Origin of the sequence: Halorubrum trapanicum, assembly GCF_002355655.1 — an archaeon.
Taxonomy (GTDB): Archaea; Halobacteriota; Halobacteria; order Halobacteriales; family Haloferacaceae; genus Halorubrum; species Halorubrum trapanicum_A.
Genome location: NZ_AP017569.1, coordinates 2,526,681 through 2,541,233 on the forward strand (window position 1 = coordinate 2,526,681; position 14,553 = coordinate 2,541,233).

The 14,553-nt window shown below is 72.1% G+C and carries 13 protein-coding genes; 4 read left to right on the plus strand and 9 right to left on the minus strand.

Translation table 11 applies throughout. The features are described from left to right. Nucleotides 1-62: 62 nt before the first annotated feature. Together CPZ01_RS12315 and CPZ01_RS12320 are read right to left on the minus strand one after the other, a co-directional pair. Complete coding sequence (locus CPZ01_RS12315; protein ID WP_096395500.1) at nt 63-983, minus strand: NADP-dependent phosphogluconate dehydrogenase; 921 nt, start codon at nt 981-983, stop codon at nt 63-65. A 95-nt stretch (nt 984-1,078) separates the two neighbouring features. Next, on the minus strand, nt 1,079-2,311 hold the full coding sequence (locus tag CPZ01_RS12320) for a threonine synthase (RefSeq protein ID WP_096395502.1): 1,233 nt from the start codon (nt 2,309-2,311) through the stop codon (nt 1,079-1,081). Nucleotides 2,312-2,542: 231 nt separating this feature from the next. Here CPZ01_RS12320 and CPZ01_RS12325 point away from each other — a divergent pair, with 231 nt between their 5' ends. Continuing rightward, nucleotides 2,543-3,421 carry a helix-turn-helix domain-containing protein gene (locus tag CPZ01_RS12325; protein ID WP_096396273.1) on the plus strand — a complete coding sequence of 293 codons (879 nt, stop codon included), beginning with the start codon at nt 2,543-2,545 and terminating at the stop codon, nt 3,419-3,421. Nucleotides 3,422-3,450: 29 nt separating this feature from the next. On the opposite strand, the gene gcvPB is transcribed toward CPZ01_RS12325, so the two are convergent. The 4 genes from gcvPB to fen form a co-directional block, all read right to left on the minus strand. Beyond that, nucleotides 3,451-4,881, minus strand: a complete 1,431-nt coding sequence (gene gcvPB, locus CPZ01_RS12330) for an aminomethyl-transferring glycine dehydrogenase subunit GcvPB (RefSeq protein WP_096395503.1) — start codon at nt 4,879-4,881, stop codon at nt 3,451-3,453. Nucleotide 4,882: 1 nt separating this feature from the next. Continuing rightward, nucleotides 4,883-6,259 (minus strand): aminomethyl-transferring glycine dehydrogenase subunit GcvPA, encoded by a 1,377-nt coding sequence (gene gcvPA / locus CPZ01_RS12335; RefSeq protein ID WP_096395505.1) that lies wholly within the window; start codon nt 6,257-6,259, stop codon nt 4,883-4,885. Between the two features lie 201 nt (nt 6,260-6,460). After that, the gene (gene gcvH / locus CPZ01_RS12340) at nt 6,461-6,844 is read right to left on the minus strand and encodes a glycine cleavage system protein GcvH (protein ID WP_096395508.1); all 384 of its coding nucleotides are present in this window, start codon (nt 6,842-6,844) and stop codon (nt 6,461-6,463) included. Nucleotides 6,845-7,008: 164 nt separating this feature from the next. Next, nucleotides 7,009-7,986: a flap endonuclease-1 gene (gene fen, locus CPZ01_RS12345; RefSeq protein WP_096395510.1), complete on the minus strand. Its 978-nt coding sequence runs from the start codon at nt 7,984-7,986 to the stop codon at nt 7,009-7,011. A gap of 148 nt (nt 7,987-8,134) precedes the next feature. Between fen and fer the strand changes: the two genes are divergently transcribed. Then, complete coding sequence (gene fer / locus CPZ01_RS12350; RefSeq protein WP_096395512.1) at nt 8,135-8,791, plus strand: ferredoxin Fer; 657 nt, start codon at nt 8,135-8,137, stop codon at nt 8,789-8,791. A 99-nt stretch (nt 8,792-8,890) separates the two neighbouring features. Here the strand turns inward: fer and CPZ01_RS12355 are convergent, their stop codons facing one another. Both CPZ01_RS12355 and CPZ01_RS12360 read right to left on the minus strand, forming a co-directional pair. Next, nucleotides 8,891-11,092 (minus strand): DHH family phosphoesterase, encoded by a 2,202-nt coding sequence (locus CPZ01_RS12355; protein WP_096395514.1) that lies wholly within the window; start codon nt 11,090-11,092, stop codon nt 8,891-8,893. A gap of 174 nt (nt 11,093-11,266) precedes the next feature. Then, on the minus strand, nt 11,267-11,875 hold the full coding sequence (locus tag CPZ01_RS12360) for a YIP1 family protein (protein ID WP_096395516.1): 609 nt from the start codon (nt 11,873-11,875) through the stop codon (nt 11,267-11,269). Nucleotides 11,876-12,038: 163 nt separating this feature from the next. Here CPZ01_RS12360 and CPZ01_RS12365 point away from each other — a divergent pair, with 163 nt between their 5' ends. Then, nucleotides 12,039-12,506 carry a type IV pilin domain-containing protein gene (locus CPZ01_RS12365; protein WP_096395518.1) on the plus strand — a complete coding sequence of 156 codons (468 nt, stop codon included), beginning with the start codon at nt 12,039-12,041 and terminating at the stop codon, nt 12,504-12,506. Nucleotides 12,507-12,570: 64 nt separating this feature from the next. Here the strand turns inward: CPZ01_RS12365 and CPZ01_RS12370 are convergent, their stop codons facing one another. Next, nucleotides 12,571-13,695: a Gfo/Idh/MocA family protein gene (locus CPZ01_RS12370; protein ID WP_096395520.1), complete on the minus strand. Its 1,125-nt coding sequence runs from the start codon at nt 13,693-13,695 to the stop codon at nt 12,571-12,573. 112 nt (nt 13,696-13,807) lie between these two features. Between CPZ01_RS12370 and CPZ01_RS12375 the strand changes: the two genes are divergently transcribed. After that, on the plus strand, nt 13,808-14,551 hold the full coding sequence (locus tag CPZ01_RS12375; RefSeq protein WP_172863965.1) for a potassium channel family protein: 744 nt from the start codon (nt 13,808-13,810) through the stop codon (nt 14,549-14,551). The last annotated feature ends 2 nt before the right edge of the window (nt 14,552-14,553 follow it).

Below are 14,553 nucleotides of genomic sequence, written 5' to 3' on the forward strand. Positions count from 1 at the left end.
CGACGCCCTCGTGTGGGACCGATGCCGCGTGGTCGCCGTCGCCGTCCGCCCGCCATCTGACCTCAGTCGCCGTCGCTCCGACGCGCCACCTCGTGGCGCCCGAACCCGTACCGGAGCCGGTTCGCGAGCCGCCGCGAGAAGCGCCCCTCGTTGCGCGAGTCGAACCGCTCCGCGAGCGCCTGATAGATGATGGGGACGGGAACCTCCTGTTCGAGCGCCTCCTGGACCGTCCACGTGCCCGTCGACCCGCCCGCGACGTGGTCCGCCACGTCGCCGAGATCGTTGCCCTCCTCGCGGAACGCCTCCTCGCAGAGCTCCAGCAGCCACGACCGGATCACGGCGCCGTTGTTCCACGTCCGCGCCACGGACTCCATGTCGAGGTCGTAGCGGCCGTCGGTGAGCAGTTCGAACCCCTCGCCGTACGCCTGCATCAGCGCGTACTCGACGCCGTTGTGGACCATCTTCACGTAGTGGCCCGCGCCCGACTCGCCCATGCGGTCGTGGCCGTCCGGGCCGGTCGCCACCGCGTCGAACACCGGCACGAGCGCCTCGTAGGCCCACGCGGGGCCGCCGACCATCAGCGAGAAGCCCGCCTCCGCGCTCGCTGGCCCGCCGGAGGTCCCGCAGTCGAGGTAGGCGGCGTCCGTCGCCTCGGCCCGCCGGACCGACTCCTCGAAGTGGGAGTTGCCGCCGTCGACGACGACGTCGTCGCCGTCGAGGTGCGGCTCCAGGTCCGCGAGCGTGGCGTCGACCGCGTCGCCCGCGGGCACCATCAGCCAGATGCGCTTGCCGTCGGCCTCTCCGGAACCCTCCAGCCGGTCGCACAGGTCCGCGACCGAGTCGGCCGGCTCCGCGCCGTTCTCCGCCGCCTCCGCGGTCGCCTCCGCCGAGAGGTCGAACGCGACCACGTCGTGGCCCGCTTCCAGCGACCGGTTCGCGACGATCTGCCCCATCCGCCCGAGTCCGATGACGCCGAGTTCCATGCGCGAGGGGTGGCGACCCCCCGCCGTAGTGGTTCCGGTTCGACGACTCGGTCGCCAACTCGGCCGCGTCGGCGGTCGCCCGGCGCCGTCGTCGCCTACTCGCCTGCCGCTGCCTCGACCTCCCGCTCGCCGAGGTGCGCGCGGAGCGCGTCCACGTCCTTGTTGCCCGCGCCGGTGTTCAACAGGACGACCGTGTCGTCCGGGCCGAACTCGCCGGACTCCGCGAGCGCGAACGCGCCCGAGACCGCGGCCGCGCAGGTGGCGCCCACCTCCAGCCCCTCGCTCCGCGCGACCTCGATCGCGGCGTCGAGGATCTCGCGGTCCGTCGTCGCCACCGCGCCGCCGTCGGACTCGCGGACCGCCTCCAGGATGAGGTGGCTCGCGCCCGGGTCCGGGATCGCGATCCCGTTACACGCGGTGTCGACCTCGTCGTCCGCGAGCGGCTCGTGGCGGTCCGCGCCCGACTCGTAGGCGCGGACGACCGGCGCGCAGCCCGCCGCCTGTGCGGCGTACATCGGGACCGGCTCGTCGGTCCACCCCAGCTCCCTCGCCTCCCGGGCGGCCTTGTGCATCCCGACGAGGCCGACGCCGCCGCCGGTCGGGTAGACGACGCCGTCGGGCGCCTCCCAGTCGAGCTGCGCCAGTAGCTCCAGCGCCATCGTCTTCTTCCCCTCGTGGCGGTACGGCGTGACGAACGTCTTCGTCGAGTACCACTCCGGGTGCTCCTCGATCGCCTCGGCGTACGCCTTCCCGGCGTCGCCGATCTGCGAGTTGCCGTCGACCGGGTCGGTGACCGTCAGGTCCGCGCCGTGGACCTCCGTCATCGCCTTCTGGGTGAACCCCGCCCGCGAGGGGAGGAACACGTGCGCGTCCAAGTCCGCGCGGGCCGCGTACGCCGCGGCGGCCTGCCCCGCGTTGCCGGCGCTGTTCAGCGCCACCTCGCTCGCGCCGTGCTCGCGCGCGGCCGTCATCGCGGCCGCCTGCCCGCGGTCCTTGAACGTCCCCGTGGGGTTCGCCCCCTCGTCTTTCAGCAGGACGCGGCCGACGCCCATCGCGTCCGCCAGCGACGGACACTCGACGAGCGGCGTGGCCCCCTCGCCGAGCGACACCGCGGTCTCGGCCGGGAACGGGAGCAGTTCGTCGTACCGCCACATCGAGCCGTCCGGGCGCGCGTCGAGCGTTTCCGGGGTCAGGTCGATCCGGTCGTAGTCGTAGTCGGGGTCGAGGATGCCACCGCAGTCGGGACAGCGGTGCGTCGCCGCCGCCGCGTCGAACGTCTCCCCGCAGTCGACGCAGGTCAGGCCGACGAACGCGTCTGTCGTCTCCATGCGACCGCGCTCGCGCGCCGGGGACTTCGGTGCTGCGGTCGCGGCGGGCGACGAGCGATTCGGTGCTGCGGTCGCCCCCCGCGCCGATTCGTTCGGCGTCGCGACCGTGGCGGGTACTTAGGTTCGAAACGTATGAAGGGGTACGCCGAGGGGGCCCGCCGTCGTATCACCGCACGGGATGCTCGTTTCAGCGACCGCGTCCGATCCGCCGGGGGAACCGAGGTGGGACCGATGAGCCGAACCGACCTGCGGTTGGACCTCCCGACGGGATCGTGGCTCGGGGACGTCTCCCGGCGCGTCCCCGCGGCGACGCTCCGGGTCGCGGAGACGATCGCGGTCGACGGTTCGGCGGCGAGCGCCGACGGTTCGGGTGTCGCCGACGGCGACGTCCAGCGGCCGACCGACGGGGATCCGGAGGTGGCCGCGACCGTCCGCGTCGGCGGCACCGACCGGGACCGGGTCGAGACGGCGCTGCGAGACCACGAGCGCGTCTCGCGCGCGACGGCGGTCGAGCGCCGCGGCGACGTCCGCACGCTCCGGGTGGTCGGCCGCGCCCCCGCGTACCTCCCCGCGGCGCGCGCGGTCGGCCTCCCGCTCGCGTCGACGGTAGAGGTCGTCGACGGCCGCGCGACGGTGACCGTCCTCGGGGACCGCGACCGGATCGAGGCGTTCGGCCGGCGGCTCGCGGGCGACGGGATAACGGTCGGCGTCGCCGCCACCGGGGGTGACGGCCCGGGTCGCACGCTCACGGAGGCGCAGCGTGACCTCGTCTTCGACGCGGTCCGAGCGGGGTACTACGACACCCCGCGCCGGTGTACGCTCACGGAGCTGGCCGAGGCGAACGGGATCGCGAAGTCGACGTGTAGCGAGACGCTCCACCGCGCCGAGGGACGGGTGATGCGCCGGTTCGTCGACGGCGAGGGGCCGTTCTCGGAGTCGGACGCCGAGGGCGCCGCGAGCGGCGAGACCGGACCCCCTGAGACGGCGGCGTTCGACGACGAGGAGTTCGACGGCGGGGAACGCGACGACGCCGAGCGCGACGCCGAGGAGTTCGAGGCGAGCGATCCCGAGGGCGAGGAGCCGGCGCGGTCCGCGGCCACCGAGCCCTGACGCGGCCGGGATCCGCTCTCAGGCCCCCGCTACTCCCCGTCGAGGGCCTGCCACGAGAGCCGCGGGTTCCGCGCGGCGCCGACCTGGTCGATCCGCGCGGCCGCGGTCCGGTTCGGCGCGGCGTCGAGCGCCTCGTCGGTGTCGGCGTACGCGAGGTTGAACGCCTCCGCGAGGTCGTCGAGGGAGGACTTCCCTTCGATCTCCGTCGGCTCCGTCAGCATCGCCTCCGGCACCATCTCCGGCCACTTCGTCGTCGGCGGGTGGACGCCGAAGTCGAGCATGCGCTTGGCGACGTCGGCCGCGTCGCGGTCGCCCGCGGTCGCGGCGAACTCGTGGTGGAAGGGACCGAACGGCACGTCGAGGTCGATCCGCTCGGCGAGGTAGTTCGCGTTGAGGACGGCCTTCGCGGCGGCGTCGGCCAGCCCCTCGTCGCCGAGGCGGGCGACGTACGCGTACGCCTTGATCAGCACGAGCCAGTTGCCGACGAACCCGTGGACCTTCCCGATCGTGTGCTCGGGTTCGAAGCGCTCGTACCCCGACCCCTTCTCGGTCTCCCGGACCCGGGGCGTCGGGAGGAACGGCGCCAGCTCGTCGACGACGCCGACCGGGCCGGCGCCCGGGCCGCCGCCGCCGTGCGGGGTCGCGAACGTCTTGTGGACGTTGTAGTGCATCACGTCGAACCCCATGTCGCCCGGGCGGCCGCGGCCGAGCAGCGCGTTGAGGTTCGCGCCGTCGTAGTAGAGGAGTCCGCCCGCGTCGTGGACGATGTCGGCGATCTCCGTAATGTCGCGCTCGAAGAGCCCGACGGTGTTCGGGTTCGTGAGCATGAGGGCGGCGGTGTCGTCGCCGACGGCCGCCTCCAGCGCCTCTAAGTCGACGCGCCCGTCCTCGCCCGAGGGGAGTTCGACGACGTCGTAGCCCGCGGTCGCGGCGGTCGCGAAGTTCGTCCCGTGCGCCGACGCCGGGATCACCACCTCCGAGCGGTCGTTGCCGCGGTGTGCGTGGTACGCCTTCGCGACGAGGATGCCCGTGAGCTCGCCGGCGGCGCCCGCGGGCGGCTGGAGCGTGACGGCGTCCATCCCGCCGATGTCCGCGAGGGCCTCCTGGAGCCGGTGCTGGAGCTCCAGGTTCCCCTGCGCCGAGCGCGCGGAGCGGTCGGGGTGGATCGCCGCGTTCGGGTCCGCCGCCACGTCCTCGGTGAACTTGGGGTTGTACTTCATCGTGCAGCTCCCCAGCGGGTACGGCCCCGAGTCGATCGCCCAGTTCATCTGCGAGAGCCGGGTGTAGTGGCGCGCCGTCTCCGGCTCCGAGGGGTTCGGCAGCGTCAGCTCCTCGCGGGTGAGGTCGTCGGGCAGCGGCGAGTCCGCGCGCACGTCGACGGTCTCTTGGCCCTTCTCCGAGAGCAGCGGCTCCCGGACGCCCTCTCCCTCTCGCTCGTAGTTCGCTTGGTCGTGAATCATCTCACAGCACCTCCTCGAAGGCCGCGACGAGGCCGTCCGTCCGTCCGGCGTTCAGGTCAGTGACGCACACCTGAAGCAGGTGGTCGTCGATCGCGTGGACCGCGAACCCCTCGCCTTCGAGGTCGGTCGCGATCGCCTCGGCCGGCTGGTCGACGCGCACCGCGAACTCCCGGAAGTGGTGGCGGTCGTGGACGGGCGCGGCCGCGCCGGACAGCTCGTCGATCCGCGCCGCCAGCGCCTCGGCCTCGCGGACGCAGTCGTTCGCGAGGTCGACGAGCCCGTCGGGCCCGAGCGTCGCCGCGTGGATCGCCGCGCGGAGCGCGACCCACGCCTGGTTCGTACAGATGTTCGAGGTGGCCCGCTCCTTGCGGATGTGCTGTTCGCGGGTCTGGAGCGTCAGCGTGTACGCGCGGGTGCCGCCGGCGTCGGCGCCTCCGGCGCCTCCGTCTCGCGCCCCCTCCGGCGGCGCGCGCTCCTCGCTCGCGCCGACGAGCCGGCCGGGGACCTGCCGCAGGAACTCGTCGCTACAGGCGAATATCCCCAGTCCCATCCCGTAGGCGGTCGGCAGGCCGAGCGAGCCGGCCTCGCCGACGACCACGTCGGCGCCGACCGCGGCGGGCGATTCGAGGACCGACAGCGCGACGACGTCCGACCCGAGGACGAACAGCGCGTCCGTCTCGTCGGCGAGGTCGCCGATCGCGGCCAGCCGCTCCTCGATACAGCCGCGGACGGTCGGGCTCTCGGCGTACACCATAGCGACGTCGTCGCCCGCGCGGTCGGCGAGGGCGTCGACGTCGGCGGTCCCGTCGGTCATCGGGTACGTCTCGACGGTCAGGTCGGCGCCGTCGCAGTAGTTCTCCAGCACCGCCCGCTTCCCCTCGCGCAGCTGTTCCGGGACGAGGACGGTGTCGCCCGCGGTCGACCGCACGCGGTCGGCGAGCGTCGCGGCCTCGCCGAGGGCGGTCGCGGCGTCGTACATCGAGCAGTTCGCGACGTCGAGGCCGGTCAGCTCGACCAGCATCGACTGGTACTCGAAGAGCGCTTGGAGGAACCCCTGCGACACTTCCGGCTGGTACTGGGTGTAACTCGTGAGGAACTCCGCGCGGTCCGCGAGGTGGTCGACGACGCTCGGCACGTAGTGGCCGTAGTGGCCCCGGCCGAGGAACTCCGTCAGGTCGTCGTTGCGCGCGAAGACCCGCGCGCACTCGTCGCGGATCTCGCGCTCGGTGCGCGCGTCGATGCCGAACTCGCCGTCGAAGGCGACCGCCTCGGGGATGTCGAACAGCGCCTCCTCGTCGTCGACGCCGATCGCCGCCAGCATCGCCGCGGTCTCGTCGTCGGTGTGGGGCGCGTACGGCGTGCCGTTCGCCCGGCTCATCGCTGCGCCTCGCCTCGTCCGCGGTCGGTCGACCGCTCGTCTGTGGCCCGTCGGTTCGCGGCTCGTCGATTCGCGGCTCGTCGGTTCGCTGCTCGTCGGTTCGCGGGTGAAGCGGCGTCGGAAGGTGGCGTGGTCATTGTCGTGTGTCGGGTGGATGTGTCGTCCGGGGCTCGCGGCCCGCTTTCGGCGTCGGTCCGGCTGTCACGCGATCTGGTCGTCGTACGCGTCGGCGTCGAGCAGCCCCTCGGCGTCGCCGCCGTCGACGGGCTCGACCTCGAGCATCCAGCCGTCGCCGTACGGGTCCTCGTTGACGAGCTCCGGGCGGTCGAACAGCTCCTCGTTGACCGCGACGACCTCGCCCGAGACGGGCGCGTACAGGTCTGAGACGGCCTTGATCGACTCGACGACGCCGAACGACTCGCCGGCCGCGACCTCGTCGCCGACCTCGGGGAGCTCGACGAACACCACGTCGCCCAGTTCGTCCTGCGCGAAGTCGGAGACGCCGATCCGAACGGTGTCGCCGCCGGTCGTCGCCCACTCGTGCGATTCCAGGTACCGTCTGTCGTCGGGAACGTCGAAGCTCATTGGTCAGGGTCGCCGCGGGCCGCTCGGGATCCGGCCCGCGACACGTGTGAATCACCCTTCTGACGACGAGGAAATAAAAGGTGTGTTCGCGGCGGTCGCGGCGGCGGACGACCGTCGGACTCCGACTCGGCTCGCCCCGCCGGACCGCCGCTCGACGCCTCCCCTCAGGTCCACCGATCCAGCCCGGTCTGGACCTGCGACTCCGCGATGCGCTCGAACCCGCGCTCGACCTCGTCGGCGTCGACGCCCCACTCGTCGACGACGTACGCGCGGGCGGCCTCGACGTCGGGGTTCACGTCGGCGTCGACCGCGACGTCCGCTGCCGGCGGGTCCATGAACAGCTCGCGGACCGCCTCGGCGTTCGGGATCTCGGCGTCGCGCGCCTCCAGGACTCCCCACAGGTCGCCGTGCGCTTTCACCGCTTTCACCGCGGTCTTCGGCCCGACCCCGCGGACGCCCTCGTTGAAGTCGGTGCCGCAGAGCATCGCCACGTCGACGAGCCCCTGCCGGTCGAGGTCGAGGTCGTCGAGCGTCGCGGCCAGGTCCATCAGCTCCGGGTCGCCCTTGCTCGTCAGCTGGCGGAGCGTCGTCGGCGCGCCGAACAGCAGGGTGTCGTAGTCCTCGCTGCCCGCGTGGTCGACGATCCCGGTCGCGGCCATGTGCGCGCACTGCGCCTCCCCCTCGGCGGGCGCTTCGACGATCGGCACGTCGAGCAGTTCCAGCAGCTCGCGGGTCGTCTCCTGGATCGTGTCGGTGAGCCGCTGCGTGCGCGCCTCCAGCCGCGCGGCCTCGACGGCGTCGCCGCGCTCCTCGGCGGCGGCCCGTCGCTCCTCGGCCTCCTCGCGCTTCTCGCGGCGCTCGGCCACCTCGTCGGCCTTCAGGTCGGTGACGGCGCCGTCGAACACCATCACCGGGATCAGGTCGTGCTCGAAGAACTTCGGGAGCCCCTGGACGACCCCGATCAGGTTCGCGACCTCGACGCCGTCGGCGGTGGTGTACGTCTCGTCGCTCGTCCACTTGACCGTCGTCGTGAGGTAGCGGTACAGCCAGTTGTGCGCGTCGACGGCGACGACGCTCCCCTCCAACTCCGCGAAGGCGACGTCGCGGATCGACGCGAGGTCGCGCAGGTCGGCGTTTCCCATTACCGGTGGGTGGGGCGCGCCGCTCTTAAACGCTGACGGGTCCGCCGTCACCGGCCCGCGCCGGCCGGTCGGTCCGTCGGCCGCCGCGCTCCCCCTGCCGACTTCTGGGCCGTTTATGTGCGTCACGCGCGTACGTATCCGCGTCTGAATGGTCTCTCCGTTCGAGGTGTTGGAGGTCGACGAGGACGCCGACGACGAGGCGGTCGAACGGGCCTACCGCGAGCGCGTCAAGCGCGCGCACCCCGACCAGGGCGGTTCGATCGAGGAGTTCCAGCTCGTCCGCCGCGCCTACCGGGAGCTGTCCGAGCGCGACGGGAACGGCGACGGGAGCGACGACGGAGTCGACCCCGCGGACGTCGACCTCTCGGAGGGGGACGACGCGCGCGAGCCGAAGTCGACCCGCGTCGAGTTCCTCGACTACGAGGCCGTCGTCGACTACGGCTGGTCGCTCGACGACGACGAGCTGTTCCGAAAGGCCGGTCAGGCCGACCTCGGCCCCGACGCCCACGGCCGCCTGCTCGTCCACCCCGACGAGAGCCTGCTGGAGGCGGCCGAGCGAAGCGGCTTCGCGTGGCCCTTCTCCTGTCGCGGCGGCGCCTGCGCGAACTGCGCCGTGTACCTCGCGGAGGGCGAGCTCTCGCAGCCGACCGACCACATCATGCCCGACGACCTCGCCGAGCGCGGCTTCCGGCTCTCCTGTAACGGCTACCCGTTGACCGACGAGCTGTCCGTCGTGTTCAACGTGAAACAGCGACCGGAGCTCGACGACCTCATCCTCCCGCCCGGGCCGTTTACCCGGCGGTGATCGGCGAATCGCGCCGAGCGCCGCTGACCGGGTCGAAACCGACCGTCCGCGAAAAGATCCTTCGAACGGCTTCGCACCGCGATCGGCGACGGCCGCCGATCAGAACGCCTCGGCGACGGCCGCGACGACGGCGTCCTCGACGGCGTCGCGCTCGCCCGAGAGGAACTCGATCTTCCCCTCGCGGACGCCCGCGGTGGCGACGTCCGCGTTCGGCGCGAGCTCGGCCGCGCGCTCGGCCACGTCGCGGACGGAGACGTCCGCGGTCGTCCGGACGTACAGCTCGTCGGTGCCGACGCCGACCGTCGCGAACGGCTCGCCGTCCGCGCGGCGCCGGTGGAGGTCGTCGAGGAGGAGCGGCGTCGGCGGGAAGTCGTACCGGTGGGTGTAGCCGTCGGTGTCGAGCAGCGCGAACTCGACGCCGTCGACCGCCTCGGTCACGACGTTCGCGTCCGCGGTCTCGATCTCGGTCTCTAACTTCTCGCGGAACTGCTCGGAGACGTGCGCCGCGAGGTTGCCGCCGTCCGAGAACAACAGATCCGCGATCAGCTCGCGCTTGTCCTGATACGACTGGTAGTACGCCTCAAGGGCGACCGCCTCGCGGAGCTCCGCGACGCGCTCGGCGTCGTAGCCCGCGTCGCGCGCGAGATCGACGTACCGCTCGGGGGCGTCCGCCCAGTAGCTCACGGCCGGCAGGTGCCGCAGGTCCGCGCGGACCTCGCCGTTGATCGCGGACGCCAGCGAGGCGACGAGCGCGCCCGTCGAGAGCGTCTCGTCGCCGCCGACGTCGGCCAGCTCCGGCGAGACGAGCGTGTCGACCGCGTCCCGCGTCTCGGGGTCGGCGACCGCGGCGTCGACGACGACCGCGTCGACCCCGTACACCGACAGCAGGTCGATGCCGTCCGCCGACTCGGTCGTCGAGCCCGTCCCGACGAGCAGGAACAGCGGGAGCTTCTCGTCGTGGCGGTCGCGGTCCTGGAGCATCCGGGTCGCGTCGTTGGTGGCCGCGTCCATCCCGTACACCGGCTCGTCGAGCGGGCGGCGGGTGAAGTAGTGGTACTCGGCGTCGCTCTTCGAATGTTCGTCGCGGATCAGCGGGAGGACGGCGCGCTCGACCGCGGCGCCCGCGACGTAGCCGTCGGCGGTCGCCGGGTGGCGGACGACGATCGGCCGCGATTCGAGAATCGCGCGCCGGACCGCCTCGGCAGCGTCGAGGAGGCCGTCCGCGAGCTCGGCGACCGTCTCGTCGCCGGCCAGCGGCTGGAGCCCCTCGGGGCGCGCCTCGTCGGTGAGCGCCTCGGCGATGCGGCGGCGGACCGCCTCGGCCGCCTCGCCGTCGAGGAGGACGAGCGCCTCGGACTCGACCTGAACGTCGCCGCGGTGGCTCTCGACCTCGCCGTCGACCCGCACCGCGTCGCCGACCTCGACGCCCGGGTGCGCCCGGACGCCCGGATCGACGAACGCGGCCACGTCGACGGCGCCCGTCTCGTCGCTGACCTCGAACACCGTCGGGCCGCCGGTCTGACGGACGCCGACGACCTCGCCCTCGATCCGGACCGACTCGCCGACCGCGTCTTCGAGCGTCTCGACGGACACGCGCTCGGGTTCCGCGTCGGGCTCGGCGTCCGCAGAGGCGTCGGGCTCGGCGTCCGCAGAGGCGTCGGCTTCGCCGGTCGGTTTGACCTCGCCGGACATCGTCTCACCACTCGGATCGGGGTCGGCGTCGGACTCGACGACGTCGTCGCCGACAGGCGCTTCGGCTTCGACGGCGTCGGCGGCCGGCTCCTCGTTCTCGTCTTCCGCGGAGGCTTCGTCGGTCGATTCTTCGGGTTCGGTGCTGCCCTCGTCCGTCGTCCCCACGTCTGTCGTCTCCACGTCTGTCGTCTCCTCGGGCTCGTCGTCGCCGTCGTCGCCCGGCTCCTCTTTGGGGAGGTGTTCCCCGGAGGACTCCTGGACGAGGACGCCGCGGAACTCGCGGTCGGCCTGTCGGATCGACCAGCCGAGGTCGACGTTGCCGTTGTCGCGGACGCCCTTCACCTGGACGAACACGTCGTCGCCCGGCTCCCAGTCGAGGCTGTCGAGGCGGCGGTCCAGTTCGGAGCGGTGGAGCAGTCCGGTGACGCCCGGCGCGAGGTCGACGAACACGCCGAACTCTGCGTACCCGTCGACGACGCCTCGGTAGAACCGGCTCGGAACCAGATCGTCGGGAGAGTCGCCGCGGAAATCGAACACGACGTCTTCTTGGTGCGAGTCGCAGACGCGACCGCCCCCGACGTCGGTGCCACAGATGATACAGGATCCCATTTGAGTACACCGAGAGTCTCGGGCCTAAAACGGTTGTCGAAAGCCCGCTAGCCGACTCGACGAGAACGCGGCGAACGCTCGGCCGTCACGCTGCGAACGCTCGGCCGTCACGCTGCGAACGCTCGGCCGTCACGCTGCGAACGCTCGGCCGTCACGCTGCGAACGCTCGGCGCGTCACGCGCTCAACAGCGTCCGCGCCGCGGCCACGACGCGGTAGCCCACGCCGTAGCCGAGCGCGGCGGGGGGGAGCGCGGCCGCGACCGTCCGGAACGGTCCCAGCCCGTGGACCGCGCGGAACCCGACGAACAGCAGCACCGCGGCGTACGCACCACAGAGGACGCGGAGCTCTGGAATCGCCGGTCCGCCGAGCGCCATCGGCGAGCTCGCGTACGCGACGACCTGAACCGTCTCGCTCACGCCGCCGCGGTCGCGGAGCGCCAGCCCGCCGTCGAACTCGACGCTCGCGGCCACGACCGAGACGGTCGCGACCGCGGCGGTCAGGTGGAGGCCGACCGGCGCCGCCAGCGCGACCACGACGAGGAACACTACGACCTCGGACAACACTCGCGAGGAGGGGACGACGACGGGCATCGCCGCGGGGTCGGAGGCGATCCAGCCGAGCGTGAACGCCGCGGCGACCGCGACCGCGAACGTCAGCGCGGGCGCCTGGTCGCCGGGCGCGATCCCGTTCGCGAACGCCCGCCGCGGCCGGACGAGCACCTCGACCCACGTGCGCGCAATGCCGCGGAGCCCGCGCGGTCGACCGCCCGCCGAATCGCTCATCCGAGACGTCACAACCGGAGTTCGACCGCGCGGAATAACCCGTTTCCGGTTCGCTTCGCCCCGCGAGATTCGGTCCGGTCGCTCGGCCCCAGCCCCTCAAACTTATCATCGCTGATACGCGGCGCGCAAACCCTTATATCGACCCCGGCTGAGTGTCGCTCGAATGGTCGCGTTCCGAGACGACGAGCGAGGGTTCACCCCGCTGGCGGGGACGGGGCTGCTCGTCGGGGTCGTCGTGCTGCTGCTCGCGCTCGTCGGCGCGGCGGTGTTCGGGCTCATCGACGGCGTCGCCCCCCCGGACGCCGAGTTCGAGGGGCAGATAGAAGACGGCGAACTCGTCGTCGTGGCGCTCGGACCCGAGCCGGTTCCCGCCGAGGAGCTGTACGTCCGCGGCGAGGACCCGGACGGGAACGTCCAGTTCGGCGCGTGGCCGGGCGACGGCGTCGTCAGACCGGGCGATCAGGTCGTCGTGCCCAACGCCACCGGCAACGAGAACTTCGAGGTCGTCTGGGAGCCGGTGGCGTTCGACACCCGCGAGACGCTCGGCAGCTACGACGGCGAGGATTCCGCGATCCGGGAGTGGGGCGGGGAGAGCGGCGGCGGCACCCCGGGCGGCGCCGTCGGCGTCTGAGGCCGGTCCGGGCGGCGGTCGAGGAACACGGCCGCTCACCCGACCGCGGTCTCCCCGCGAGCCCTCACTCGACGGCGACCCACTCGCCGCGCTCGTCGGCGCGCTCGATCGCCGCGAGCGTCTTCTGAACCTCGTACCCGTCCTCGAACGACGGCTCGAACGAACGCCCCTCGGCGACCGCCGAGAGGAACTCGTAGTCCTCGTGGACGAACGTGTGTTCCCACCCGATCACGTGTCCGGGGGGCCACCACCGGTCGACGTACGGGTCCGACTCCTCGGTCACCAACACCGTCTCGTAGCCGCGGTTCCCCTCCCGGAGGACCTCCAGTTCGTTGAGCCGCTCCAAGGAGAACTTCAGGCTCCCCTTCGTCCCGTGAACCGCGACCGTGTGGTCGTTCTTGTGCCCCTCGGCGACGCGGCTAGCCTCGAAGCTTCCGGTCGCCCCCGACCCGTAGGCGACCTGCGCGCTGTACGCGTCGTCGACCGTCACGTCGCGGTACTCCTCGATTTTCCCCTCGTCGTCGTAGACGGGCCGCTCGTCGACGAACGTCGTCAACTGCCCGGAGACGCGGTCGATCCCGCCGACCGCGTCGCCGACGAGGAAGTTCGCGAGGTCGACCGTGTGGGCGCCGAGGTCGCCCAGCGCGCCCGATCCGGCCATCTCGGCGTCCATCCGCCACGCCCACGGCGCCTCGGGGTCGACGAGCCAGTCCTGGAGGTACCGCCCGCGGACCTGTCGGATATCCCCCAGTCCCCCGTCCTCGATCAGCCCCTTCGCGTAGCGGATCGCGGGGACGAACCGGTAGTTGAAGGCGGTGCCCGCGGGCACGGTCGCCGCGGCCGCGGCGTCGCGCATCGCCGCCGCCTCCTCCAGCGTGGGCGCGAGCGGCTTCTCACAGAGGACCGGGATCCCGGCTTCGAGGGCCGCGATCGACGGCTCCGCGTGGACGTGGTTCGGCCCGAGGTTGTAGAAGACGTCCACCTCGTCGAGCGCCGCCTCCCAGTCGGTCGCGGTGTGCGAGAAGCCGAACCGCTCGGCCGCGTCCGCGAGGGCCGCCTCGTCGCGCCCGACGAGCGTGTGGCGCTCGATCTCGGGCGCGTCCGGGAAGAACATCGGGAGCCGCGCCATCGCGTTCGCGTGCGCCCTGCCCATGAATCGATACCCCAGCACGCCGATATTAAGCGTCATGCGTCCCGTTTCTGCGGGCACCGGTTTAGCTGTTCTCACGACCGCCGAAACGAATGTGATCATTGTTCACACGCAGCGTGATGTTCATATGTCATCGCGCGAACGCACAGCCGTGTCAGTCACCGGACGCACGGTCAGGGAATCGTTGGCGTGGCGAGCATTCAGGCCGATCACCGCCCTCCTGTTGGTCGTCGCCAGCGGAATCGCGGGGTTCGTCTCGCTCGCTGGCATCGGTCCGATCGAGGCGGCGTTCTGGCTGATCGACCCGGCGAGTATCAGCGTCCACTATCAGGCCCGCGCCGGCGACGGTCGGCAGGTGAAGGCGTTCGCCACCGTCGTCTTCGTGTCGCTGGTCCTCGCGGGGGGGTGGATCGGCGAGACGGTCCTGACGGCAGCGTTCGGTGGCCGGATGCGAGAGGGAATAGAACGCATGCAGACCAAACGAGCCATCGACGAACTCGACGACCACGTGATCATCTGCGGCTACGGCCTGTTCGGTCGGACCGTCGCCAGACGGCTTCGCGAACAGGGGCGACCGGTCGTCGCCATCGAGCGCGACAGGGACACCTTCGGACGCATCGACACGGAGTCGGTGTTCGCCGTCGAGGGCGACGCGAGGGACGAGTCCGTGCTCCACGAGGCGGCGATCCGCGACGCCGACGCCGTGGTCGCCGCCATCGACGACTCGAACGCCAACATCCAGATCGCCATCACGGCGAGCGGCATCGCCCCCGACGTGCGGCTCGTCGTCCGCGTCGGCGACGACGACTACACCTCGGTCGCGCGTCGGGCCGGTGCCGACGAGGTGGTCATTCCGGAGGTGTTGAGCGGCGAGGACGTGAGCGACTCGCTGTGACC